General features: G+C 70.2%; 26 protein-coding genes. 8 read left to right on the top strand and 18 right to left on the bottom strand.

What is annotated here, in order from left to right; translation table 11 throughout:
- The coding region (locus tag QNJ30_08925) for a transposase (GenBank protein MDJ0943575.1) at positions 1–292 on the bottom strand (292 nt) is incomplete at its 3' end.
- Positions 293–523: 231 nt separating this feature from the next.
- Between QNJ30_08925 and QNJ30_08920 the strand changes: the two genes are divergently transcribed.
- Together QNJ30_08920 and QNJ30_08915 are read left to right on the top strand one after the other, a co-directional pair.
- Positions 524–895 (top strand): DUF6152 family protein, encoded by a 372-nt coding sequence (locus QNJ30_08920; GenBank protein MDJ0943574.1) that lies wholly within the window; start codon positions 524–526, stop codon positions 893–895.
- Between the two features lie 4 nt (positions 896–899).
- Positions 900–1,370, top strand: coding sequence for a DUF2214 domain-containing protein (locus tag QNJ30_08915; GenBank protein MDJ0943573.1), 471 nt, complete (start codon positions 900–902; stop codon positions 1,368–1,370).
- A 111-nt stretch (positions 1,371–1,481) separates the two neighbouring features.
- Here the strand turns inward: QNJ30_08915 and leuB are convergent, their stop codons facing one another.
- The 5 genes from leuB to QNJ30_08890 form a co-directional block, all read right to left on the bottom strand.
- Positions 1,482–2,594, bottom strand: a complete 1,113-nt coding sequence (gene leuB, locus QNJ30_08910; protein ID MDJ0943572.1) for a 3-isopropylmalate dehydrogenase — start codon at positions 2,592–2,594, stop codon at positions 1,482–1,484.
- Between the two features lie 125 nt (positions 2,595–2,719).
- On the bottom strand, positions 2,720–2,947 hold the full coding sequence (locus tag QNJ30_08905) for a hypothetical protein (GenBank protein ID MDJ0943571.1): 228 nt from the start codon (positions 2,945–2,947) through the stop codon (positions 2,720–2,722).
- A gap of 28 nt (positions 2,948–2,975) precedes the next feature.
- Entirely contained in the window at positions 2,976–3,590 is a 615-nt protein-coding gene (gene leuD / locus QNJ30_08900; protein MDJ0943570.1) for a 3-isopropylmalate dehydratase small subunit, read from the bottom strand.
- 103 nt (positions 3,591–3,693) lie between these two features.
- Positions 3,694–4,281, bottom strand: coding sequence for a DUF882 domain-containing protein (locus tag QNJ30_08895; protein ID MDJ0943569.1), 588 nt, complete (start codon positions 4,279–4,281; stop codon positions 3,694–3,696).
- 245 nt (positions 4,282–4,526) lie between these two features.
- The gene (locus QNJ30_08890; protein MDJ0943568.1) at positions 4,527–5,129 is read right to left on the bottom strand and encodes a TetR/AcrR family transcriptional regulator; all 603 of its coding nucleotides are present in this window, start codon (positions 5,127–5,129) and stop codon (positions 4,527–4,529) included.
- A 75-nt stretch (positions 5,130–5,204) separates the two neighbouring features.
- On the opposite strand from QNJ30_08890, the gene bdcA reads away from it, so the two are divergent.
- A complete protein-coding gene (gene bdcA, locus QNJ30_08885) occupies positions 5,205–5,918 on the top strand; it encodes an SDR family oxidoreductase (GenBank protein ID MDJ0943567.1) in 714 nt (237 codons plus the stop codon).
- A gap of 65 nt (positions 5,919–5,983) precedes the next feature.
- On the opposite strand, the gene QNJ30_08880 is transcribed toward bdcA, so the two are convergent.
- From QNJ30_08880 to QNJ30_08850, 7 genes are all read right to left on the bottom strand, one after another.
- The gene (locus QNJ30_08880) at positions 5,984–7,630 is read right to left on the bottom strand and encodes a L,D-transpeptidase family protein (protein MDJ0943566.1); all 1,647 of its coding nucleotides are present in this window, start codon (positions 7,628–7,630) and stop codon (positions 5,984–5,986) included.
- Positions 7,631–7,651: 21 nt separating this feature from the next.
- Positions 7,652–9,061, bottom strand: coding sequence for a 3-isopropylmalate dehydratase large subunit (gene leuC / locus QNJ30_08875; protein MDJ0943565.1), 1,410 nt, complete (start codon positions 9,059–9,061; stop codon positions 7,652–7,654).
- Between the two features lie 125 nt (positions 9,062–9,186).
- Positions 9,187–9,690 (bottom strand): 50S ribosomal protein L19, encoded by a 504-nt coding sequence (gene rplS, locus QNJ30_08870; protein MDJ0943564.1) that lies wholly within the window; start codon positions 9,688–9,690, stop codon positions 9,187–9,189.
- Positions 9,687–10,433, bottom strand: coding sequence for a tRNA (guanosine(37)-N1)-methyltransferase TrmD (gene trmD, locus QNJ30_08865; GenBank protein ID MDJ0943563.1), 747 nt, complete (start codon positions 10,431–10,433; stop codon positions 9,687–9,689). The genes rplS and trmD overlap by 4 nt, the downstream gene beginning before the upstream one ends.
- Before the next feature lie 84 nt (positions 10,434–10,517).
- Complete coding sequence (locus QNJ30_08860; GenBank protein MDJ0943562.1) at positions 10,518–11,324, bottom strand: phytanoyl-CoA dioxygenase family protein; 807 nt, start codon at positions 11,322–11,324, stop codon at positions 10,518–10,520.
- A gap of 103 nt (positions 11,325–11,427) precedes the next feature.
- A complete protein-coding gene (locus QNJ30_08855; protein MDJ0943561.1) occupies positions 11,428–12,021 on the bottom strand; it encodes a nucleoside 2-deoxyribosyltransferase in 594 nt (197 codons plus the stop codon).
- 157 nt (positions 12,022–12,178) lie between these two features.
- Positions 12,179–13,237 carry a hypothetical protein gene (locus QNJ30_08850; GenBank protein ID MDJ0943560.1) on the bottom strand — a complete coding sequence of 353 codons (1,059 nt, stop codon included), beginning with the start codon at positions 13,235–13,237 and terminating at the stop codon, positions 12,179–12,181.
- Between the two features lie 251 nt (positions 13,238–13,488).
- On the opposite strand from QNJ30_08850, the gene QNJ30_08845 reads away from it, so the two are divergent.
- Positions 13,489–13,641: a hypothetical protein gene (locus QNJ30_08845; protein ID MDJ0943559.1), complete on the top strand. Its 153-nt coding sequence runs from the start codon at positions 13,489–13,491 to the stop codon at positions 13,639–13,641.
- A gap of 91 nt (positions 13,642–13,732) precedes the next feature.
- Here QNJ30_08845 and rimM read toward each other — a convergent pair whose 3' ends face one another.
- The 4 genes from rimM to ffh form a co-directional block, all read right to left on the bottom strand.
- Positions 13,733–14,290: a ribosome maturation factor RimM gene (rimM, locus tag QNJ30_08840; protein ID MDJ0943558.1), complete on the bottom strand. Its 558-nt coding sequence runs from the start codon at positions 14,288–14,290 to the stop codon at positions 13,733–13,735.
- A 219-nt stretch (positions 14,291–14,509) separates the two neighbouring features.
- Positions 14,510–14,950, bottom strand: a complete 441-nt coding sequence (gene rpsP / locus QNJ30_08835; GenBank protein MDJ0943557.1) for a 30S ribosomal protein S16 — start codon at positions 14,948–14,950, stop codon at positions 14,510–14,512.
- A gap of 51 nt (positions 14,951–15,001) precedes the next feature.
- Positions 15,002–15,796 carry a VOC family protein gene (locus QNJ30_08830; protein MDJ0943556.1) on the bottom strand — a complete coding sequence of 265 codons (795 nt, stop codon included), beginning with the start codon at positions 15,794–15,796 and terminating at the stop codon, positions 15,002–15,004.
- Positions 15,797–15,808: 12 nt separating this feature from the next.
- Positions 15,809–17,200: a signal recognition particle protein gene (gene ffh / locus QNJ30_08825; protein MDJ0943555.1), complete on the bottom strand. Its 1,392-nt coding sequence runs from the start codon at positions 17,198–17,200 to the stop codon at positions 15,809–15,811.
- A 453-nt stretch (positions 17,201–17,653) separates the two neighbouring features.
- Here ffh and QNJ30_08820 point away from each other — a divergent pair, with 453 nt between their 5' ends.
- Both QNJ30_08820 and dapF read left to right on the top strand, forming a co-directional pair.
- Entirely contained in the window at positions 17,654–17,995 is a 342-nt protein-coding gene (locus tag QNJ30_08820; GenBank protein MDJ0943554.1) for a thioredoxin family protein, read from the top strand.
- Positions 17,996–18,102: 107 nt separating this feature from the next.
- Positions 18,103–18,939: a diaminopimelate epimerase gene (gene dapF, locus QNJ30_08815; protein ID MDJ0943553.1), complete on the top strand. Its 837-nt coding sequence runs from the start codon at positions 18,103–18,105 to the stop codon at positions 18,937–18,939.
- Positions 18,940–18,957: 18 nt separating this feature from the next.
- Here the strand turns inward: dapF and QNJ30_08810 are convergent, their stop codons facing one another.
- The gene (locus QNJ30_08810; GenBank protein ID MDJ0943552.1) at positions 18,958–19,971 is read right to left on the bottom strand and encodes a hypothetical protein; all 1,014 of its coding nucleotides are present in this window, start codon (positions 19,969–19,971) and stop codon (positions 18,958–18,960) included.
- A gap of 97 nt (positions 19,972–20,068) precedes the next feature.
- Between QNJ30_08810 and mtaB the strand changes: the two genes are divergently transcribed.
- Both mtaB and ftsY read left to right on the top strand, forming a co-directional pair.
- Positions 20,069–21,331: a tRNA (N(6)-L-threonylcarbamoyladenosine(37)-C(2))-methylthiotransferase MtaB gene (gene mtaB, locus QNJ30_08805; protein MDJ0943551.1), complete on the top strand. Its 1,263-nt coding sequence runs from the start codon at positions 20,069–20,071 to the stop codon at positions 21,329–21,331.
- Positions 21,328–22,272, top strand: a complete 945-nt coding sequence (ftsY, locus tag QNJ30_08800) for a signal recognition particle-docking protein FtsY (protein ID MDJ0943550.1) — start codon at positions 21,328–21,330, stop codon at positions 22,270–22,272. Before mtaB ends, ftsY begins: the two co-directional genes overlap by 4 nt.
- Positions 22,273–22,276 lie beyond the last annotated feature (4 nt).

The raw sequence follows: 22,276 nt of genomic DNA, 5'->3' as shown, positions 1-22,276 counted from the left end.
GATGGCCGCGCCAGCCCTCGCGAAAGTTGATGCGCCGGGTGTAGCGGCGGTGCGCCTCGCCCAGGGCGCGCCTGAGGCCGTCCGGTTCCTTCGGCACCAGGACGAGGTGGACGTGGTTGGGCATCAGGCAATAGGTCCAGACCGCGACCCGGGCCTCGGCGCAGGACGCGGCGAGGAGGTCGAGGTAGGCCCTGTAATCGTCGTCCTCGAAGAAGGTCTCGAGACGCCGGTTGCCCCGTTGCGTCACGTGATGCGGGACCCCGGGCACCACCACCCGCGCAAGCCTGGCCATGAGGCGAGACTAGCGCTAGGGTCGCATTGGCGTCCAGAAAAATAAGTATACTGTCCCCGTAATTCGAATCTGGTCGATCTCATCGTCGGCCATGCCGCCAGCCAGGAAGCGGGCCCAGTCGGGGATGCGCCGGTGCTCAACCCTGGACGCCCGTGCGGTCAAGCGCCATTTAGAAGAGGCGGCACGCGAGGCCGTGCCGTCGAGCGCAACGCAGGTCCAGGGGAGGATGGGATGAGGAAGCTTTTGGCCGTCGCGGTCCTGGTGGTCGCGGGGCTCCTGCTGCGGCCGCTGCCGGGCGGCGCGCACCACGGCTGGAGCTGGACCACCGGCGGCAACATCGAGCTCACCGGCATCATCCAGAAGGTGAGCCTCGGCATGCCGCACGGCCTGGTCTACGTCGACGCCGAGGGCGAGGTCTGGACGGTCGAGGTCGGGCAGCCCTGGCGCAACGAGCGGGCCGGCCTGAAGCCCGGCGACCTCGCCGAGGGGGTCGAGATCCGCGCCGTGGGCGAGCCCGCCGCCGACGTCTCGGAGAAGCGGATGAAGGCCGAGCGGCTCTACATCGGCGGCACCGAGTACGACCTCTACCCCGGCCGCGACTGAGCCCGTGGCGGAGGTCCTCGCCGCGCTCGCGGCCTCGGACTTCGCGACCGCGCTCAGGATGTCACGCTGGCTCTACGCCGGCGTCAACACGGCGCACGTCCTCGGGATCGCGCTGCTGGTTGGGGCGATCCTGCCGCTCGACCTGCGGCTGCTCGGGCTCTGGCGCCGTGTCCCGCAGGACGCCCTGGTCCGGGTCCTGGTGCCGGTCGCCGCGACCGGCCTGGCCCTGGCGCTCACGGCCGGCGCGCTGCTCTTCGCGACCCGGGCGCCGGAGTACGCGGCCCTCACCGTCTTCCGGGTCAAGCTGGCGCTGGTCGCCCTCGGCGCCGGCGCGGCGCTCGCCCTCCACCTCCGCCACGGCGCCCGGCTCCGGCGCGCCGGCCGCGCTACCCTGGCCCGCGCCGCGGCGCTCTCCATGACCTGCTGGCTGGGTGCGCTGATCGCCGGCCGGATGATCGCGTTTGCCGGGGATTGAGGGGGCTGGGAGGCCTGCGATCGCTTCCCGGGGCAGGGCCTATGGCCCGTGGTTCCTGCCGAGCTGAGCGAAGGGGCCAGGAATCGGCGCCGCCATAGGACCCGCGCCGGTCTATCCCCCCAGCCGATCCAGCTCCGCCAGCACCGCGTCGCCCATGGCCTCGGTGGAGATCGCCTCGCGGCCGGGCTGGAGGATGTCGGGGGTGCGCTTGCCGGAGGCGAGGACGACCTCGACCGCGTTCTCCAGGAGGTCGGCCTCGGCGCCCTGGTCGAAGGAATAGCGCAGCAGCATGGCGAAGCTGAGCACGCAGGCCAGCGGATTGGCCTTGCCGCGGCCGGCGATGTCGGGAGCGGAGCCGTGCACCGGCTCGTAGAGCGCGCGGCGGCGGCCGGTCTCGTCGGCGGCGCCCAGGGAGGCCGAGGGCAGCATGCCGAGCGAGCCGGTCAGCATGGCCGCGGCATCCGAGAGCATGTCGCCGAAGAGGTTGTCGGTGACGATGACGTCGAACTGCTTGGGCGCGCGGACCAGCTGCATGGCGCAGTTGTCGGCGTACATGTGGCTGAGCTCGACGTCGAGGTAGCTCTCGCCGTGGAGCCTGGTTACCTCTTCGCGCCAGAGCACGCCGGATTCCATGACGTTGGCCTTCTCGACCGAGCAGAGCTTGTTCGCGCGCTTGCGGGCCAGCTCGAAGGCGACGGCGGCGACTCGGCGGATCTCGTTCGTGGTGTAGACCTGGGTGTTGACGCCGCGGCGCTGGCCGTCGGGCAGGGTCTCTATGCCGCGCGGCTCGCCGAAGTAGACCCCGCCGGTCAGCTCGCGCACGATCATGAGGTCGAGGCCCGAGACCACCTCGGGCTTGAGGGTCGAGGCCTCGACCAGGGGCGCGAAGCAGAGCGCCGGGCGCAGGTTGGCGAAGAGCTCCATCTCCTTGCGCAGGCGCAGCAGGCCGCGCTCGGGCTTCTGCTCGAAGGGCAGGTCGTCCCACTTGGGCCCGCCGACCGCGCCCAGCAGCACGGCGTCGGCGGCCAGGGCCTTGTCCATGGTCGTATCGGTGAGCGGGGTGCCGTGGGCGTCGATCGCGGCGCCGCCGACCAGGTCCTCCTCGAGGTCGAAGCCGATCGCGCGATTGCTGCCGAACCAGTCCGCGACCCGGCCGACCTGGGCCATGACCTCTGGCCCGATGCCGTCGCCCGGCAGGACCAGGAGCTTCTTGTTGGACGCCATGGAATCCTCCCCATCATGCGTCGGAGCCGCCCCCTTCTCGGGAGGGCAGCGCTAACCCAGGCCATCCTGGGGAACGAACGATCGCGAGATCAGACTTCTCTCGCCCCAGCGGCTCACGGTCCCAGTTACTGACGGTTCCCGACGGCTACCAGGACCTCGCCATCGGAAAGAACCTTCGGCTCGCAAATGACCTCAGCCCCGGGCGTGAACTGCCACGTCTCGATGTCGGACTCATAGGGTTGATCCAAGATCCGGTAGGCGTCCCCGCCGAGATGGATCGCTTCCACAGGGCGCCAGACATCTACACCTTCGTCCAGCAACGCGACCTGGATGATTGTTGTCTCTTGCGTCACCGCCGCTCCATGTCGTCGTATCCAAGCATCAGGCCCCGGCGTAGAGCCAGGGCTGGGCGGCCTTCTGCCCGTCCTCGAAGGCCTCGATCACGGGCTTCTTCTCCATCGTCAGGCCGATGTCGTCGAGGCCGTTGAGCAGGCAGTGCTTCTTCCAGGGATCGATCTCGAAGGCGATGGAGCCGCCGTCGGGGCCCTTGATGGTCTGGGCCTCGAGGTCGACGGTCAGGGTCGCGTTGGCGCCCCGCTCTGCGTCGTCCATCAGCTTGTCGAGCTCCTCCTTGGAGACGACGATGGGCAGGATCCCGTTCTTGAAGCAGTTGTTGTAGAAGATGTCGGCAAAGCTGGTCGAGATGACGCAGCGGATGCCGGCGTCGAGCAGGGCCCAGGGCGCGTGCTCGCGGCTGGAGCCGCAGCCGAAGTTGTCGCCGGCGACCAGGATCTGCGCGCCCTTATAGGCCGGCTGATTCAGGACGAAGTCGTTCGGCTGGCCGTCGGCGTCGGTGCGCAGGTCGCGGAACAGGCCCTCGGAGAGGCCGCTGCGCTTGATGGTCTTGAGGTAGCGCGCCGGGATGATCTTGTCGGTGTCGACGTTGACCATCGGCAGCGGCGCCGCGACCGCGGTCAGCTTGGTGAAAGGCTCCATGTCCCTAACTCCCCTGGCTCCCGGGTCCGCGACGGCGGCCCCAGAGGAGCGGGCATCATAGGCAAAGCCGCCGCGAGAGGAAACCTTGCCGCGACACCTGTGCTCAGCGCCCCCAGCGGCGGACCCGGCCGGTGTCCAAATGGAGAAAGTCGGACCTGGTGTAGAGCCCGACGCCGCCGGCCCGCAGCCGCAGGGCGGCGTCGTGCACCTCCGCGAGCCTGCGGTCGGAGAGGCGGACGTCGATCGCCCGGCCACGCATGTGCAGGCTGCGCTTGGCGACGCCGCTGCTCTGGGCGGCGAGCTTGCCGTTGGTCGTGGGCGAGCGATAGCCGGAGATGACCTCGAAGGTGCCGCCGCTGCCCAAAGCCTCCTGCAGGGCGGCAAGCTGGTCCAGAAGGGCGCGGTCCATGGGCCGGACCTCGCCGCTGCGCCAGTCGCGCAACAGCTCGTCGATCTCAGCCAGGGCGAGCGGATCGTAGCGGCCATCCCGGAAGTAGGTCGCGGTCAGGCGCTCGCCGGTGTGCAGGGATTGGAAGGAGAGCTTGCGGGGTTCCGGCAGGCGCGCCGCCGCCAAGGAACCACTCAGGGGAAGGGCGCCGAGCGCCAGGCCGCCGGTCAGTCCCACCAGGCCGCGCAGGCAGGCCCGCCGCCCGGGAACAGGCCGTGAGTCCGTCGTTTCATGGAAAAGCATGACCCTCTCGTCCGGTCGCTCGCCGGCTTTGTTGCCGGTCTCAAATGACACCGCGTTGCATCCCTGCATCCTTAGCGTCACAGAGGACGGCTGGGAAGCGGCAATTTCAAGGCAGAGGCGCCGCAGTTCGCCCTAGAGCGGGATGATTTGAAGTTAATTGGACTTCAAATCTGAATCCCGCTCTACTTCAACAGATTAGAGCACGATTCAGATATGAGGTTGGTTCAACCTCATATCATCGTGCTCTAGTCGGCGGCGTCAAGGCGGCGGGTGAGCTCGGTCGCGAAGCCCGCCGCGACTCCGCGCAGGGCCTTGCGCGACATGCCGTCGCGGGCGGCCGCAGAGAGCCCGTAGAGCGCGACCATGACGTAGTCGGCGAGCGCGCCCGCCTCTCGGGGACAGTCCCGCCGTATCCGGTCGCGGATCATCGATCGCGCCTGGCGTTTCAGGGCCGCGGTCAGGTCGCGGGCCTCCGGATCCGCGGAGCGGCTCGCGCCGTCCATCACCAGGCAGCCGGGCGGGCAGTCCCCGGCCGTATAGGTCTCCGCCGCCCGAAGCAGCAGGCCGCGCAGGGTCTCCGCGAGGCCGGTCTCGGCCGAAAGCGCCTCGGCCATGAAGCGGCCGCCCTCCGCCAGGTAGAGCGCCACCGCCCGCTCGAAGAGGCCCAGCTTGCTGCCAAAGGCGGCGTAGAGACTCGGCGGCTTGACCCCGATCGCCTCGCAAAGCTCGGCGACACCGACGCCGTCGTAGCCGCGCTCGTGGAAGAGCTTCGTGGCGATCTCGACCGCGGCGTCCGGGTCGAAACCACGCGGCCGTCCGGGGCCTGGACATTTTTTTTTATCGGTCATTATAAAAATCGCTTGCAGGCGCTGCTGCCCGATATATGTAGTGGTCATTATCAATTTCGGCAAGGAGCGACCATCATGGCGAGTCTCACCGGGAAAAGGGCCCTGGTTCTGGGCGGCAGCCGCGGCATTGGCGCGGCCATCGTCGAGCGGCTGACGGCGGAAGGTGCTGAGACCACCTTCACCTACGCCGGCTCGGCCACCGCGGCAGAGGCCCTGGCGGGCAGGACCGGGGCCAAGAGCCTGCAGGCCGACAGCGCCGACACCCGCGCGGTGGGCGAGGTGATCGCCGGCCAGGGGCCCCTCGACATCCTGGTGGTGAACGCCGGAATCGCAGTCCTGGGCGATGCCCTGGAGCTAGAGCCGGCGGCGGTCGACCGCATGATCGACATCAACGTGCGCGGGCCCTACCACGCGGCGGTCGACGCGGCGCGCGGCATGAAGGACGGCGGGCGCATCGTCATCATCGGCTCGGTCAACGGCGACCGCATGCCCTTCCCCGGCGGCGCGGCCTACGCGCTGAGCAAGTCGGCGGTCCAGGGCATGGTCCGCGGCCTGGCCCGCGACCTCGGCCCGCGCGGGATCACGGTGAACAGCGTCCAGCCCGGGCCGGTGAACACCGACATGAACCCGGCCGACGGCCCGATGAAGGACATGATGCACTCCTTCATGGCGATCCAGCGCCACGCCGAGCCGCGCGAGATCGCCGGCATGGTCGCCTATCTGGTCGGCCCCGAGGCGGGGATGGTCACCGGTGCCCAGCACACCATCGACGGCGGCTTCGGCGCCTGACCGCGCGCGGCATCGCGCCCGGGCCTTCGGCGCAGCGAAGCCGGCGCAGCGAAGCCGGTCGGGCGTCACGGCTCGGCGCGCAGCGCTTGGGCCAGCTCGGCGTCGCGGCCGAAGAGATCGTCGCGGAAGTGGACGGCCTTGCCCGCCGTCCAGGCGGTCAAGTAGGTGACGTGGATCGGGACCGGGTCCGGCAGGCCGACGGCGGTCGGCGTGCCCTCGGCCAGGACCTCGGCGATGCGCTCCGGCGACCAGCCGGAGGCCTCGGCCAGCAGGGCCGCGGCCAGTTCTTCGGGCGCCTCGACCCGGATGCAGCCTAGGCTGAAGCCGGCCCCCCCGACCTCGAAGGTGCCGTTGATCGGGGTGTCGTGGAGGCAGAGGCCGAAGTCGTTGGGAAAGACGAAGCTGATCCGGCCGAGCGGGTTCTCCGGACCCGGCGCCTGGCGCAGCTTGTAGGTCCCGGCGGCGCCGTCAACGGCCGACCAGTCGATGCTGGCCGGGTCCAGGGGCTTCGCCTCCTCGCCCCAGTCGCTGAAGACGGTGAAGCCGTTGCGCGCCAGGTAGCCCGGGTCGGCTTGCAGGACCGGCAGGAGCTCGCTCACGACGATGCCCGGCGGCACGGTCCAGTCCGGGCTGAAGACCACCGAGGTCAGGGCCTGGCTGAAGACCGGCGTGCCGCGAAAAGGACGGCCGACCGCGATGCGCAGCGCGAGGCGGGTCTTCCCGGCCTCGACCAGCCGCAGGCTCGGGCCCGCCAGGTTCAGGTAGACGAAGGTCTCGCCCAGGTCTTCGGGCATCCAGCGCAGACGTTCCAGGTTGAGGGCGAGCTGGCGGACCCGCTCGGCCGCAGGAACGTTGAGCACCCGCAGCGTCTCCGGCCCGACCACGCCGTCGGGCTTCAGCCCGTGACGCTGCTGGGCCCGCCGCACTGCGGCGGCCAGCGCCTGGTCGTAGAGCGCCGAGGCGCCGCGCGCCGACGGCCGCAGGTCGCCGGTCAGCGTCAGGCGCCGGCGCAGGTCGGGAACCCGGGTCGCGATGCTGCCGAGCCGGAGCGGCGGGCCGGGGCGGATGGCGTCCCAGCCGCCCTCGTCGGCGATTCGGCGATAGCGCAGCAGCGCCTCCGTCAGCGCGGCGTAGCGCGGAGCCTGCGGCCGGGCCCGGGCGACGATCTGCGCCAAGTCGTCGGCGTCCGCGGCGTCTTCCAGAAGGGCGGCCGCGTCGATCCGTGCGCGCCCGGCGGTCTGATCGGCCGCCCCGGTTGGCGTCGGGTCCGGCGCCCGGCCGCCCCCGAGATCGGAGAGGAAGCGCAGGAAGGCCCGGCTGAGCGTGAGCTCGAGCCGGGCCAGCGCCGCGGCCTCGCGCGCCGGTTCAAGCGTCCGGATCGCCTCCAGGTCGTAGTCGGCCGGATCGAGGCCGTCGCCCTCGGCCGCCGCCAGGAGGGCGGTCAGCGCCGCGGACCGCGAACCGGCGCCGCCTTCGGTCACCCAGACCGGGGCCAGGTCGCGGTCCAGGTAGAAGGCGCGCAAGTCCGCCGCGATCCGGTCCCCGGCGGCGCGCTCGGCGGCCCTGTCCAGCCCGCGCTGGAGCTCTTCGGCGAAGCTGGCTTCGGGCGTCTCCTCGGCCAAGACGGACGGGCAAGACAGGAGAAGCAGTGCCGCGGCGGCGATCGGCGGCCCGATCCCGGGAAGCTGGCGAAGCGCGGAACCGAAGAGCACGGCCGCCTCCGCCCCGTGGCCTCAGTCGACCAGGTCGCGGACGTCGGTCAGGCGGCCGGTCACCGCCGCCGCCGCCGCCATGGCCGGGCTCATCAGGTGGGTTCGCCCGCCGGGGCCCTGGCGGCCCTCGAAGTTGCGGTTGGAGGTCGAGGCGCAGCGCTCGCCGGGCTTCAGCTTGTCGGCGTTCATCGCCAGGCACATGGAGCAGCCCGGCTCGCGCCAGTCGAAGCCGGCCTCGAGGAAGATCTTGTCCAGGCCTTCCTCCTCGGCCTGGTGCTTCACCAGGCCGGAGCCGGGCACGATCATGGCGTGCACGCTGTCGGAGACCTTGCGGCCTTCGGCGACCTTGGCGACGGCGCGCAGGTCCTCGATCCGGCCGTTGGTGCAGGAGCCGATGAAGACCTTGTCGACGGTGATGTCGGCGAGCCGCGTCCCCGCGGTCAGGCCCATGTAGTTCAGCGAGCGGCGGATCGCCTGGGCCTTCTCGGGGCTGGTCGCCTCGGCCGGGCCAGGCACGGCGCCGGAGATCGGCAGCACGTCCTCGGGGCTGGTGCCCCAGGTGACCTGGGGCTCGATCTCGGCGGCGGCCAGGGCGACCTCGCTGTCGTAGGCGGCCCCCGGATCGGAGGGCAGGCTGCGCCAGTGGGTCACCGCCGCCTCCCACTGCCCGGCCTTGGGCGCCAGGGGCCGGCCCTTGAGGTAGTCGAAGGTGGTCTCGTCGGGCGCGATCAGGCCGGCGCGCGCGCCGCCCTCGATCGACATGTTGCAGAGGGTCATGCGGCCCTCCATGGAGAGCGCCCGGACCGCCTCGCCCGCGTATTCGATGACGTGGCCGGTCCCGCCGGCGGTACCGATCCTGCCGATGATGGCCAGGGCCAGGTCCTTGCCGGTGACGCCGAGGGGCAGCGCGCCGTCGACGGTGATACGCATGTTCTTGGCCGGCTTCTGGATCAGGGTCTGGGTCGCCAGGACGTGCTCGACCTCCGAGGTGCCGATGCCGAAGGCGAGCGAGCCGAAGGCGCCGTGGGTCGAGGTGTGGGAGTCGCCGCAGACGATGGTCATGCCGGGCAGGGTGAAGCCCTGCTCGGGGCCGATGATGTGAACGATGCCCTGGCGGACGTCGTCCATCTCGATGAAGGGCACGCCGAACTCGGCGCAGTTCTTCTCCAGGGTCTCGACCTGGATCCGGCTCTCCTCGTCGTCGATGCCCTTGGAGCGGTCGCTGGTCGGCACGTTGTGGTCGGGTACGGCGAGGGTCGCTTCCGGCCGGTGTACCTTGCGGCCCGCGAGGCGCAGGCCCTCGAAGGCCTGCGGGCTGGTGACCTCGTGGACCAGGTGCCGGTCGATGTAGATCAGACAGGTGCCGTCGTCCTGGCGGTCGACGACGTGACTGTCCCAGATCTTGTCGAAGAGGGTGCGCGGCTGAGCCATCGGTTCCGTCCTCCCAGGGGCCCGCTGCGCCTGGCGGAAGACGGCGCCGCCCCGGTGATTGCTGTCTGTGACGCGGCGGGGCCGCAATACCGTTGGGAGCCTTGGCTCCCTGGAACCGTCGCGGCCTACTCCGCCGGGACCTTGGCCTCCACCGTCTTGGCCTGGGCCTCGGCCTCCTTGGCGGCGGCCTTGGCCTTGGCGGCCTGCTGGGCCTGGGACTTGGCCTCGGCGGCGGCCTCGCGCTCGGCGGCGGTCAGCTTGCCGGCCAGGCCGGTGGTCTTCTCGGCGATGCGCGCCGACTTGCCGCGCCGTCCGCGCAGGTAATAGAGCTTGGCCCGGCGGACGTCGCCGCGGCGGACCACCGAGATCCCGGCGATGCGCGGCGAGAACAGCGGAAAGACGCGCTCGACGCCTTCGCCGTAGGAAATCTTGCGGACCGTGAAGGAGGAGTTGATGCCGCGACTCTTGCGGCCGATGCAGACGCCCTCGAAGGCCTGGATCCGCTCGCGCGTGCCCTCGACCACCTTGACGTCGACGCGGATCGTGTCGCCGGGCGCGAAGTCGGGGATCTGCTTCTCGGCGCTGAGCCGATCGATCTGGTCCTTTTCGATCTTTTGGATGGTGTTCATGGCTCTCGTCCCTTCGCGTCCTTGCAATAGCGGGCCCAGAGATCGGGCCGCCGCTGTTTGGTCGTCGTCTCCGCCTGCGCCCGTCGCCAGCGGTCGATCTCGGCGTGGTGGCCGGAGAGCAGCACCTCCGGTACCTTGCGGCCCTGCCAGTCGGCGGGCCGCGTGTAATGGGGATACTCCAGAAGTCCCCGTTCGAAACTCTCCTCGCCGCTGCTGGCTTCGTTGCCCATGACCCCGGGCAGCAGCCGCAGCACCGCGTCGATCACCACCGTGGCCGCCGCTTCGCCGCCGGAGAGCACATAGTCGCCGATGCTCAGCTCTTCAACGCGGCGGGCGTCCAGGACCCGCTGATCGACCCCTTCGTAGCGGCCGCAGAGCAGGGTCAGTCCCGGCGCCGCCGCCAGTTCCCGAACCCGCGCCTGATCCAGCAGGCGGCCCCGGGCCGAGAGGTAGATGACCGGGCCGGGCGCCGTCTCCACGGTGGCCAGCGCCGCGTCCACGACGTCCGGGCGCAGTACCATGCCCGGCCCGCCGCCGAAGGGCGCATCGTCCACGGAGCGGTGTTTATCGCGCGCGACGTCCCGGATGTCCAGGACCTGCAGGCGCCACAAACCCTTTTCCAGCGCCTTGCCGGCGAGGCTGGCGCCCAGCGCCCCGGGGAACATCTCCGGAAAGATGGTCAAGACCCGCGCCGTCCAGGGATCGCTCCCCTGTGCCCTAGGGGCTGCGACCGCCGCGCACATAGCCACTCCCGTCGGTCAAAGCGGCGCTTTATGGCGCCTTTTGGGGCCTTTGTCCAGCCCCGGAACGCAGCACTCCGGCGCCTTTCACGCCTGGTCGTAGACCCACTTCTTCAGGCGCTCGGCTTGGGCCTGGAAGGCCAGGGCCGCCGGGGCGAAGTCGCCGGCGAATGCCGGCTCCGGGCGGAAGTGGCCGAAGGAATCACGACCGCGAACCAGGGTCGCTGTCTCCTCGTCGGTCAGGGTCTGGCGGACCCTGGGGGTCACATACTGGAGGGTCAGGCCGATGCGCCGGTCGCTCGAGGGATTGGGGCCGGAGGCGTGGAGCGTCCAGCCGTGGTGAAGCGAGGCCTCGCCGGGCCGCAGCACGATGTCGGCCGCGACCTCCGCCGGGTCGACGTGGGCCGAGGCATCCTGACCGCGATGCAGCAGACTGTCGTCGGCATAGGTGTCAACATGGGCCAGGCGTCCCTCGCGGTGCGAACCCGGCAGATAGCGCATGCCTCCGTTCTCCGAATTGGCCGGAGTGAGGGCAACCCAGGCGGTCACCACCTCGTCGGAGTCCAGGCCCCAGTAGGTCAGGTCCTGATGCCAGGCGACGTGGCGACGGTCGTCTGCCTCCTTGATCACATAGGCGGAGTCCCAGAGCAGGATGTCCGGCCCCAGGACGTCCTCCACCGCGTCGAGCAGGGCCGGGTGCCGGGCCAGCGCATCGGCCGGGCCGAAGATGAGGTAGGGCTTCACGGTGTAGTGGAGGGGGCCGCGCACCGCTTCGGCCGCCTCGAGCCGCGCGCGGTGGGCCGCCGCCTCCTCGGCCGAGAGCACGGACAGCGGAAAGGTCGCGCCGTCGCGGCGGTACTGGATGAGCTGACCAACCGTCAGGTGCTTGGGCATCTCAGGATCCTCGCCAAGGCCGGTCCGGCGCCCAGTCTGCCGCAGAGCGGGCCTCGGTAGAAATCGGGGACTCTACCGATCCCTGTCCGGGCCTTGTCCGGTCTCAGCGGCCGTCCCCGGGCCGGGCCGGGCCGCGCGCCGCCAGGGCCTCGACGCAGGCCTCGAAGCCGGTCAGGTCCCGGTAGAGCCGCTCGGGATCCTCGACCTGCCGGGTTACGACCTCGAAGCCGGCGTCCAGGATCGCGCCGTCCAGCATCAGGTTGTCGGTCATGCCGAAGTTCTCGATCGCCAGGCCCAGGGGGTCGCGTGCCGGGGGACCGCCGTCGCCCGGGGCCGGGTCGAGGCCGAAATAGGCGAGGATCCGCTGCGGAAAGCTCCGGGCCGAGTTGCTGTAGCCCAGCACCGGCCGGCCAAGGGCCGCCAGATAGCCGAGCTCGAAGGCGGTGCCGACGTCCATGCTGGGGCCGCGGAAGGGCGTCATGTTGGCAATGACGGCATCGCAGCCCTTCATCAGGTCGCGGTTGCAGGCATAGATCCGCTGCCCCGCGGCGCGCGGCGCCAGGCCCGAGAGATCCAGGTTGGTGTCGCCGGGATAGACTCCGGTCAACCCGCGGCGCCGGCAGATCTCGATCTTGCGGGCGCCGATCGCCTCGGAATCGGGCAGAAAGACCTCGGGTCCGGCAAGATAGACGCGCATGGCGCCACTTTGCCCGGCGCGGCGGCGCGGCGCCAGTGCGACCTGGCCGAGACCGGGTCGCCAGCGCGGGCGGCGGAGCCCCCCTCTTCCCACCCCGCCGCCCGCCGGCCGCCCCCGTTCTCTCTTCGGGGTCGACTCCCTTGGCCGGTCCGGCGCGCTACTTGGCGAGGTAGTTGCGATGCACCCAGCCGCCGCCCGCCGCCCGGCTCTCGAAGAAGAAGGCCTCGTCCGCCTCGCGGGTCTCCAACTCGGCGTGGCGGGACAGCGTGTCGCGGCGCGCCCGGCCACCCTCGGCGCGCTCGAGGAAGGCCGCGACCGCCGGGATCGAAGGCGCCGTCGTGCCCGGATTCCCGTCGCGCTCGGCGATGGCCTCCGCCGCGCTGGCCTTGAGCAGCTTGGGCCACATCTTGAGGAAAAGGCCGTTCGAGGGATAGACGTCGGCACTGTTCACCTTGCCGTTGATCGCGAAGACGTAGCCGACGATGTCCGGTTCCCGCGTTGCGACGCGGTGCAGCGCCTGGTAGTAGGCGGCACGGGATTCCTGCAGCCGCTCGTGCTCCAGCGCGAGCTGCAGGCTGCTCGGCGACTCCTGGGCGGCGACGCTGGTGCCGAGGCTCTTGCCGAACTTGTCCTGCATCTCCGCCACGCCCCGCCAGACCTCGTGCTGGCGGCTGCCGATGTCTTCGGCCCGGCCGCCGGCCATCGGCTTGGGCGACTTGATCGCGAGCTTGGCCGCGCGCGAGGGCAGGGCCTCGGCGGCGCTGGAGAAGCTGTCGGCCCGCTCCTGGCCGCGGGCGCGCCAGCGGCCTTGCTCGACGCAGAAGGCGCCGATCGAGACCCGATCGGACTTCGGCGGCAGGACCAGGCTGACGGTCAGGACGCGGTCCTGGCGCCCGCCCTTCACGATGTCGCCGGACTGGACGAAGACCGGGTCCGCGCCGAGGTTCTGCACGGCCAGCTCGTTGACGTCGCTGGTCTCGTAGACTTTGAAGCTGCCCTTCTCGAGCGCCTCCTGCAGGGTCAGAGGCACCGGACCGCCGCCCGGCGCGCCATGCACCAGGTAGATCGCCAGGTTGTCGTGGGTGAAGGGGCCGGAGAGGCGGTGGGCCCCTTCGCCCTTCGTCATGCCGCTGGCGGCCGCGACGGGCTCGGCCTGGCTGAAGGCCAGCGCGGCACAGGCCGCGGCGGCGCAGGACAGAAAGCTTCGGCGCTGCATGGTTCCCTCCCGAAAAAACGACGAAGGGATGTTTGTGGCGTGGCTTTGTGCCCCGCTTTCGGATGAAGCGGGGCAGAAGCTGGGCATTTTTCTGTCCGTGTTGTGGCGGTGACGCCGGGCGCCATGGCGCCGATCACGCCGCATCACCGGCCCGTGAGGCGTGATCGCCGTCACTTCGGGCGCGGTGAAGCGCGGCCATGTCAGGCTCAAGACGAAAGCAACGCCATTGCGAGAAACGAGGGAGCCGCCCCATGCAGACCGCCATCGCCAGCACCGGAGTTCGGATCTTCGCCGCCTGCGCCCTGGCCTTCCTGGCCATGGCCTCGCTTGCCGGAAACACGGGGAGCGCGGCGATCCCGCACGCGAAGGGCCAGAGCCCGATCGAGCTGCCGGCGCAGCACTGACCCCCTCGGAGCGCGCCGGCGCGGGCCCCTGCCGCTGCCTCCCGGCGGCGGGGGCCTATTCTTCGTGACCGCGACGCTGCCTTGCGCCGCCTCAGCCGCCTTCGTCCGCTTCCCGGTCCGGCTCGGGCGGCACGGTGATCTCCGCCGGCGGCCGGATCACCACCCGGCCGGCGGCGAGGTCGACCTCGGGGACGACGTCACGTGTGAAAGGGTAGAACTGCGAAACCCGCTCCGGATCCAGGACCTCGAGCAGGTCGCCGGCGCCGAAGTTCGGCACCGCGACCACCTCGCCCAGCGGACGGCCCTGCGGGTCCTCCGCCGCCAGGCCGATCAGGTCGGTCTGGTAGAAGGTCTCCGCCTCCTCGAGCCGGGGCAGGGCGGCGCGCGCGACGTAGAGCTGCAAGCCGTGAAGGGCCTGGGCTTGCTCACGGTCCTGGACCCCCTCGAGCTCGGCCAGGACCAGGCCCTTGACCCGGCCCTTGACCTTGACCACGAAGCGCCTCTTCCCGGTCTCGTCGGACAGCGGGCCATAGGCCGCGACGTCCTCCGGCGCCTCGGTGAAGCTCTTGATCTTCACCAGGCCGCGCACCCCATGCGCCCCGGCGATCACCCCGAGGCAGACCCGGCCCGATTTTGGATCGCCGGTCACGATGGCCTGCGCAGGGGGAGAAGAACGCTTCGCGTGCCCCCCTCCCTGACCCTCCCCCACAAGGGGGGAGGGAAATCAGGCTCGCCACTCCGAGACATAGGCCACATATAGCTTGATCGGCGGGACAACGACGCCCGCATCCGCGTTCCCTCCCCCCTTGTGGGGGAGGGGAAGGGTGGGGGGACCTACGATGCCAGCCATTTTGGACTGCTTCGTGTCTCAGGCTTCGGCCTTGGCCTCCTCGCCGCCTTCGGCCGCGGGCGCCTCGGCGGGGACCTCTTCCGCCGGCTCAGCTGGAGCCTCGGCCTCCGCGGCGGCCGCTTCCGCCGCCTCCTGGGCCGCCTTCAGGCGCTCCTGCGCCTTGGCCTTGGGCTGGCTCTTCTTGGTCTGCTCGCGCCGCTTGGGCAGCTCGATGATGTTGGCCTCGCCCAGGAAGCGGGCGACCCGGTCGCTGGGCTTGGCGCCCTTGGACAGCCATTCCTTGATCTTGTCCTCGTCCAGGCGGACGCGCTCCGGATTGTCCTTGGCGACCATGGGGTTGTAGTGGCCCAGCCGCTCGATGAAGCGGCCGTCGCGGGGGTTGCGGGAGTCGGTGACGACGATGCGGTAGAAGGGCCGCTTCTTGGCGCCGCCGCGGGACAGACGGATCTTGAGGGACATTTCCAGGTCTTCCTTTCTCGGGTCTCGTGTTCGTCGATGATCGGTGAAGGGTCAATCCGGCGCGTAGCAGACGGCCTGCAGCTTGTTGCCGTCCAGGTCGCGGACGTAGGCGCCGTAATAGCTCGGGCCGTAGTGGGGGCGGGGGCCGGGCGCGCCCTCGTCGGCACCGCCCAGCTTGAGCGCCGTGGCGTGGAAGCCGTCGACCAGGGCCCGGCTCCTCGCCAGGAAGGCCACGTGGGTGCCGTTGCCCCAGGTCGCCGGCCGGCCGTCGAAGGGCCGGCGGATCGAGAAGGCCGGCTTCTGGGTCTCCGGCCGGCAGTAGGCGCTGCCCTCGGGCTCGTCGTAGAGTTTCTCGATGCCCAGGGTCGCGAGCAGGGCGTCGTAGAAGGCGCGCGCCCGATCGAGGTCGTTGCTGCCCAGGGTGACGTGGGAGATCGCGCCCTGGCCCTTGGCCATGACCCGGCCCTCGCCGTAGTTGACGGCCTGCAGCTTGTTGCCGTCCGGATCGCGGACGTAGGCGGCGTAGTAGTCCGGCGCGTAGTGCTCGCGCAGGCCCGGCGCGCCTTCGTCCTTACCGCCCTTGGCCAGGGCTGCGGCGTGGAAGAGGTCGACCTGCTCGCGGCTCTCGGCCATCAGCGCCAGGTGGCTGCCGTTGCCCCAGGTCGCCGGCAGCCGGTCGAAGGGCCGCATCAGCCAGATCCAGGGCGCGCCGTCGCGCCTGCGCGCGTAGCCCAGCGCCGCCTTGTAGGAGGCCTGGCGGACGATGCCGAGCAGGCCCAGCACCTCGTTGTAGAAGGCGCCGGCGCGGGCGATGTCGTTGGTCCCGAAGGTGACGTGGCTCAGCATCGTTTCGTTTCCCTAGCGCGGAAAGCCGCCGGGACCGCCCCCGGGGCCGCCCATGCCGGGCGGCAGCATGCCCTGCATGCCGCCGCGGGCGAGGCCTTTCTTGCCGAGCTTCTTGACCTTCTTCATCATCTTCGAGGCCTGGAGGTGCTGCTTCAGCAGCTTGTTGACGTCCTGCACCGTGGTCCCCGAGCCACGGGCGATGCGCTGGCGGCGCGAGGCCTTGATGATCTCCGGCCGGCGCCGCTCCTCCGCGGTCATGGAGTCAATCATCGCCAGCTGGCGGGTCAGCATCTTCTCGTCGACGTTGGCCTTCTTCAGCTGGTCCTGGACGTTGGGGATGCCCGGCAGCATGGAGAGCATCTGCTGCAGCCCGCCCATCTTGGTCATCTGGCGGATCTGCTGGGCCATGTCGTTCATGTCAAAGCGGCCCTTCTCGATCTTCTTGAGCAGCTTCTCGGCGTCTTCCTGTTCGATGGTCTCGGCGGCCTTCTCGACCAGCGAGACCACGTCGCCCATGCCGAGGATGCGCCCGGCGATGCGGTCCGGGTGGAAGGCCTCCAGGGCGTCGAGCTTCTCGCCCGTGCCCAGGAGCTTGATCGCGCAGCCGGTGACCGCGCGCATGGAGAGCGCCGCGCCGCCGCGGGCGTCGCCGTCGACCCGGGTCAGGACGATGCCGGTCAGGCCGACCTTGGCGTGGAAGTTCTCGGCCACGGTGACCGCGTCCTGGCCGGTCATGGCGTCGGCGACCAGCAGGGTCTCGGCCGGCTTGGCGGCGTCGCGCACCGCCGCGACCTCCGCCATGAGCTCCTCGTCGATCGCCAGGCGGCCGGCGGTGTCGAGCAGGACCACGTCGTAGCCTTCGAGCGCGCCGCTCTGCAGCGCCCGCCTGGCGATGGCGACCGGCGGCTCGCCCGGCACGATCGGCAGGGTTGCGATGGCGGCCTGCTCGCCCAGGACCTTGAGCTGCTCCTGCGCCGCCGGGCGGCGGACGTCCAGCGAGGCCATCAGGACCTTCTTCTTTTCCCGGTCCCTGAGGCGCAGCGCGATCTTGGCGCAGCTGGTGGTCTTGCCCGAGCCCTGCAGGCCGACCAGCAGGATCGGCACCGGCGGGGTCGCCGCCAGGTTGACCGGCTCCGCCTCCTTGCCGAGCATCTCGACCAGCTGGTCGTTGACGATCTTGACGACCATCTGGCCCGGCGTGACCGAGCGCAGGACCTCCTGGCCGACCGCCTGTTCCTTGACCCGCTCGACGAAGTCCTTGACCACCGGCAGGGCGACGTCGGCCTCGAGCAGCGCGACGCGGACCTCGCGCAGCGCCGCCGTGACGTCGCTCTCGGAGAGCGAGGCGCGGCGGGTTAGGCCCTGAAAAACCTTGCCCAGGCGGTCTTGCAGACTGTCGAACATCTTCCGGTCCCAGTTCTTCGGTGCAACGGTCAGCCCAAACACCCTTAGCGCCAGTGCGCGAAACTCGCGGACTGGCGGAGCGCCCCGGAAGCGGGGTCGCCTGGGTTTGATCCCTGGCGCTTGGTTGGCAGAAACTTAGGCAGGCGGTGCGCGCAGGTCAAGCAGGCCCGCGCGTTCGGTCCTGACGTCTCCAGCCAGGGAGATTTCACCGACCACTGAAGCGCAACCAAGCGCGGTTGTCGGGCGCTTGCGAAGAGCGCTCAGCCCGATCACGATGGAGTGCAGTCGCGCTGAGGGAAAACAGATCCGATCTGGTGGCCAAGCATGGTTTCACGTCTGCTCGTGGTTCTCGCCGGTCTTTTGACAGCTCCGTCCGCCGCTGACGCTGATACACCGCCGACACCGAGCGGCTTCAACGACGAGGGCATTGCTTGGCAGACCTTTTAGGACGGTCTGCAGGAAGCCCGCCGAAGCGGGAAACCCATATTCCTCTTGGTTCACGCGACCTGGTGCCCCGTCTGCAGGGTCTATCGATCCCAGTTTTTCGACGAGCAGGTGGAGGAGATGGCCCAGCGGCTGGTCTTCATTATCGTGGACAGCGAATTTGAGCCGAGCATAAGCGGCCGCTGCGCTATTGACGGTACCTACGTTCCGCGCTCGATGATCCTCGATCCGGAAGGCCGACATGTCGAGGAGATCAGTGGACCAGATCCGGTGTATCGCTACTTCCTGTATCCAGAGTTGCCGGACGAACTGCTAGACATGCTTCAACAAGGGCTCACACTTGCTCGCTGACCTTTCGGAGCGAAGGGCGCAAACCCTGGTGTCCGGGGCAGGCGCGGCATCACGCTGACGCGGCAAGCCTGTGGACTCGCCGGCCGCCGGGACCCTATAACCCGGGCATGGCGGAGCTGGCTTTCATCAAGATGCACGGCCTGGGCAACGACTTCGTGGTGCTCGACGGGCGAACTGCGCCCATCGACCTGCCGACCGAGGCCTGGCGGCGGATTTCCGACCGGCGCCTCGGGGTCGGCTGCGACCAGTTCCTGATCCTGGAACCGCCGGCCAACGGACGGGCTGAGGTCTTCCTGCGGATCCGCAACGCCGACGGCGGCGAGGCCGAGGCCTGCGGCAACGGCACGCGCTGCATCGCCCGCCTGGTCATGGCCGAGACCGGCCGCGAGGAGATCGCGATCGAGACCGTTGCCGGCATATTGCAGGCGACGGCGGCGAGCGGCGATCGGGTCGCCGTCGACATGGGCCCGGCGCGCACGGCCTGGGCCGAGATCCCCCTGGCCGAGGCCCGCGACACCCTGCACCTGGGCCTGGCCCTGGGGCCGCTCCACGATCCGGTCGCGACCAGCCTCGGCAACCCGCACGCGACCTTCTTCGTCGAAGACGCCGAGGCGGTCGACCTTTCGACCCTCGGCCCGCAGCTGGAGCGCGACCCGCTCTTCCCCGAGCGCGCCAACATCGGCGTCGCCCAGGTGCTGGGCCCCGAGCGCCTGCGCTTCCGGGTCTGGGAGCGCGGCGTCGGCATCACCCGGGCCTGCGGCAGCGGCGCCTGCGCCGCCGTCGTGGCCGCCGCCCGCCGCGGCCTGACCGGACGCCGCGCCGCCGTGGTGCTGGACGGCGGCGAGCTGGAGATCGACTGGCGCGAGGACGGACACGTCCTCATGACCGGCCCGACGACCACCGCCTTCAGCGGCACCTTGGGTGCAGAGCTGCTGGGGCCTTAGCAGATCACCCCGCCTCGTTTAAAGGTCCAGAGGGATGACCCGGCGGAGGTAGTTCGGACGGATTCCCTCTTTGATCCAATCCTTGATTCTCGGGTCGCAGTAGGCGCTCGCCAGAGGCAGCCAACCCATGAAGAAGCCCACGCCCCCACAGATGTTGACGCCGCCGTCGCCACCTCTGACCAGTTGTTCTTCGGCGACCGCCTCCCAGGCGTAGGGGGTCTGGGCAATCTCCAGACCAAAAAGGTTCGGAACGATATGGAGAGTCCAGTCCGGCACATCGGGCTTGAATGGGACGGTACCGCCGGACAGCGCCCAGATGGTCGCCCGCCTCCGTTCCGCCGGCGTGTTGTCGGTCGGATAGCGATCACAGGGAAAGAAATCGCCCCAGCGGAACAGGGTCTTCGCGCCGGCGCCGCAGGCATACTCCCACTCGTCTGAGGTCAGCAGCCTGCAGCCCTGCGCTTCCAGGTCGGAGACAATCTGGCGGTGAGGTGGGAGGACGACGCGCCAAGTCGAGATCGACCCATCCTTTCTTCGTTCGATCCGGAGAACGACGTCATCGGCGTGCAACTCTCCGTTGCCGTCCGGAAAATGATCGAACAGAGGACGCACTTCCGGTCGATCCGGGCTGATCGGCTCGAGACCGATCTCACCGGGCCTGGTCTCCACCAGAAGGGGGGCCAGGGTGACCCGGCGCGGCGATGTCGTGACGCTCCGGAGGTAGCGGCGCAGATCCATTTCGATCTTCTGCTCCACCGCCGAGTCCAGATAGGACTCCGCCTGCGCGGCAGTCGGCGTGAAGTGATCGGGATCGAAACCGAGGCGAAGCTCGCCGCCAGGCAGAAGCGAAAAGGCCGCGCCGTCATACTCGAAGCAGGCCAACCGGAGCCTTCGCTGCGCATAGCGGTTGTATCGCAGACCTTTGAAGGTAACGGGCAGCGGAAGCTTGGCCTCGATCGCCTCACAGAAGGCACGGGCCTGTCGATCGCTGAAAAGCATCCATTCCAAGAGCTGGAGATCTGCCAGACTCACGCTCGCGCCCGACCCGTCCGCTAGCCCGCTTCCCAGTCCGGCAGCCCTTGTGGACAGCCGGATATTGCCACCTTATAACCCGCAGATGACGACCGCCGTGACCAAGACCACTGCCCGCCGCCAGGACACCGAGATCCTGACCTTCGGCTGCCGGCTGAACGCCTACGAGTCCGAGGTGATGCGGGGGCATGCCCGGGCGGCGGAGCTGGGCGACGCGGTGATCGTCAACACCTGCGCGGTGACGGCGGAGGCCGAGCGGCAGTGCCGCCAGGCGATCCGCAAGGCGCGGCGCCAACGGCCCGAGGCCCGGATCATCGTCACCGGCTGCGCTGCGCAGATCGACCCCGCGGCCTATGCCGCCATGGCCGAGGTCGACCAGGTGCTGGGCAACGAGGAGAAGCTGCGGGCCGAGAGCTTCCGGCCCGGCGATACCGCCCGCGTTCGGGTCAACGACATCATGGAAGCGCGGGAGACCGCGGCCCATCTGATCCAGGGCTTCGAGGCGAGGACCCGGGCCTTCATCCAGGTCCAGCAGGGCTGCGACCATCGCTGCACCTTCTGCATCATCCCCTTCGGCCGCGGCCCCAGCCGCTCGGTCCCCCTGGGCGAGATCGTGACCCAGGTCCGCGCCCTGGCCGAGGCCGGGGTTGCCGAGGTCGTGCTGACCGGGGTCGACGTCACCGACTACGGCAAGGACCTGCCGGGCCGGCCCAGCCTGGGCCGGACCGTCCGCCGCCTGCTCGCCCAGGTGCCGGAGCTGCCGCGCCTGCGCCTGTCGTCGGTCGACCCGGTCGAGCTGGACGACGAGGTCTTCCGCCTGCTGGCCGAGGAGCCGCGCTTCATGCCGCACCTGCACCTCTCCCTGCAGTCGGGCGACGACCTGATCCTGAAGCGCATGAAGCGGCGCCACCTGCGCGCCGACGTCATCGAGACCTGCCGCCGGGCCAGGGCCGCGCGGTCCGATGTGGTCTTCGGCGCCGACATCATCGCCGGTTTTCCGACCGAGACCGAGGCGATGTTCCAAAACACCCTGGACATCGTCGCGGAGAGCGGCCTGACCTACTTGCACGTTTTCCCCTATTCGGAGCGCCCCGGGACGCCGGCGGCGCGCATGCCGGCGGTCGCCAAGCCGCTGCGCAAGGAGCGCGCCGCCCGGCTGCGCGCCGCGGGGGAGCAGGCGGTCGCGCGCTTTCTGGAAATGACGGTCGGCACGACGGCGAAGGTCCTGGTCGAGAAGCTGGGTTTCGGCCGCAGCGAACACTTCGCGCCGGTCGCCCTGGAGGGCGGTACGCCCGGCGAGATCCAGACCCTGCGCCTCACCGCGGTGGAGGACGGCCGGCTGGTCGGCGCCGGCGCGTGAGCGAGACGACGACGGAGAAAAAGGGTGGCTGGCTCAGCCGCCTGCGCGCCGGGCTCAGCCGCTCCTCCGGCAAGTTGGGCGACGGCATCGCGGGCATCTTCACCAAGCGCAAGCTCGACGACGACGCCCTGGAGGCGCTGGAGGAGCTGCTGATCACCAGCGACCTCGGCGTCACGACCGCGGCGCGCCTGACCGCCAACCTGGCCAAGACCCGCTTCGACAAGGAGGTCGCGCCCGAGGAGGTGCGCGGCGCCCTGGCCGAGGACATCGCCGGCGTGCTGGCGCCGGTCGCCAAGCCGCTCCGCCCCGACCCGGCCCACCGGCCCCACGTGGTGCTGGTCACCGGGGTCAACGGCAGCGGCAAGACCACGACCATCGGCAAGCTGGCCGCCCAGTGGCGGGGCGAGGGCAAGAAGGTCCGCCTGGCCGCCGGCGACACCTTCCGCGCCGCGGCCATCGAGCAGCTCAAGATCTGGGGCGAGCGGACCGACTGCCCGGTGGTCGCCAAGGCCCCCGGGGCCGACGCCGCCGGCCTGGCCTACGAGGCCCTGGAGACCGCCCGGCGCGAGGGCGACGACCTGCTGCTGATCGACACCGCCGGGCGCCTGCACAACCGCAGTGAGCTGATGGCCGAGCTGGAGAAGGTGGTGCGGGTGATCCGCAAGCTCGACCCCACCGCGCCCCACGACTGCCTTCTGGTCCTGGACGCCACCACCGGCCAGAACGCCCACGCCCAGGTCGAGACCTTCAAGGAGCTGGCCGAGATCTCAGGCCTGGTGGTCACCAAGCTCGACGGCTCGGCGCGCGGCGGCGTCCTGGTCGCCCTGGCCGAGCGCTTCGGCCTGCCGGTCCACGCGGTCGGCGTCGGCGAAGGCATCGACGACCTCCGCCCCTTCGACGCCCGCGATTTCGCCCGGGCGCTGGTAGGGCTGGAGGGCTGAGACG

Source organism: Kiloniellales bacterium, assembly GCA_030066685.1.
In the GTDB taxonomy this organism is placed as follows: Bacteria; Pseudomonadota; Alphaproteobacteria; order Kiloniellales; family JAKSBE01; genus JAKSBE01.
Note: the sequence above shows the minus strand (reverse complement) of the source record. Positions and strands in the feature narration are given on the sequence as shown.

Coding starts and splice junctions, on each gene's coding strand:
- QNJ30_08920 (MDJ0943574.1), top strand. CDS start 524: ATGAGGAAGCTTTTGGCCGTCGCGGTCCTGGTGGTCGCGGGGCTCCTG.
- leuB (MDJ0943572.1), bottom strand. CDS start 2,594: ATGGCGTCCAACAAGAAGCTCCTGGTCCTGCCGGGCGACGGCATCGGG.
- leuD (MDJ0943570.1), bottom strand. CDS start 3,590: ATGGAGCCTTTCACCAAGCTGACCGCGGTCGCGGCGCCGCTGCCGATG.
- QNJ30_08895 (MDJ0943569.1), bottom strand. CDS start 4,281: ATGCTTTTCCATGAAACGACGGACTCACGGCCTGTTCCCGGGCGGCGG.
- QNJ30_08890 (MDJ0943568.1), bottom strand. CDS start 5,129: ATGACCGATAAAAAAAAATGTCCAGGCCCCGGACGGCCGCGTGGTTTC.
- bdcA (MDJ0943567.1), top strand. CDS start 5,205: ATGGCGAGTCTCACCGGGAAAAGGGCCCTGGTTCTGGGCGGCAGCCGC.
- leuC (MDJ0943565.1), bottom strand. CDS start 9,061: ATGGCTCAGCCGCGCACCCTCTTCGACAAGATCTGGGACAGTCACGTC.
- rplS (MDJ0943564.1), bottom strand. CDS start 9,690: ATGAACACCATCCAAAAGATCGAAAAGGACCAGATCGATCGGCTCAGC.
- trmD (MDJ0943563.1), bottom strand. CDS start 10,433: ATGTGCGCGGCGGTCGCAGCCCCTAGGGCACAGGGGAGCGATCCCTGG.
- QNJ30_08860 (MDJ0943562.1), bottom strand. CDS start 11,324: ATGCCCAAGCACCTGACGGTTGGTCAGCTCATCCAGTACCGCCGCGAC.
- QNJ30_08855 (MDJ0943561.1), bottom strand. CDS start 12,021: ATGCGCGTCTATCTTGCCGGACCCGAGGTCTTTCTGCCCGATTCCGAG.
- QNJ30_08850 (MDJ0943560.1), bottom strand. CDS start 13,237: ATGCAGCGCCGAAGCTTTCTGTCCTGCGCCGCCGCGGCCTGTGCCGCG.
- QNJ30_08845 (MDJ0943559.1), top strand. CDS start 13,489: ATGCAGACCGCCATCGCCAGCACCGGAGTTCGGATCTTCGCCGCCTGC.
- rpsP (MDJ0943557.1), bottom strand. CDS start 14,950: ATGTCCCTCAAGATCCGTCTGTCCCGCGGCGGCGCCAAGAAGCGGCCC.
- QNJ30_08830 (MDJ0943556.1), bottom strand. CDS start 15,796: ATGCTGAGCCACGTCACCTTCGGGACCAACGACATCGCCCGCGCCGGC.
- ffh (MDJ0943555.1), bottom strand. CDS start 17,200: ATGTTCGACAGTCTGCAAGACCGCCTGGGCAAGGTTTTTCAGGGCCTA.
- dapF (MDJ0943553.1), top strand. CDS start 18,103: ATGGCGGAGCTGGCTTTCATCAAGATGCACGGCCTGGGCAACGACTTC.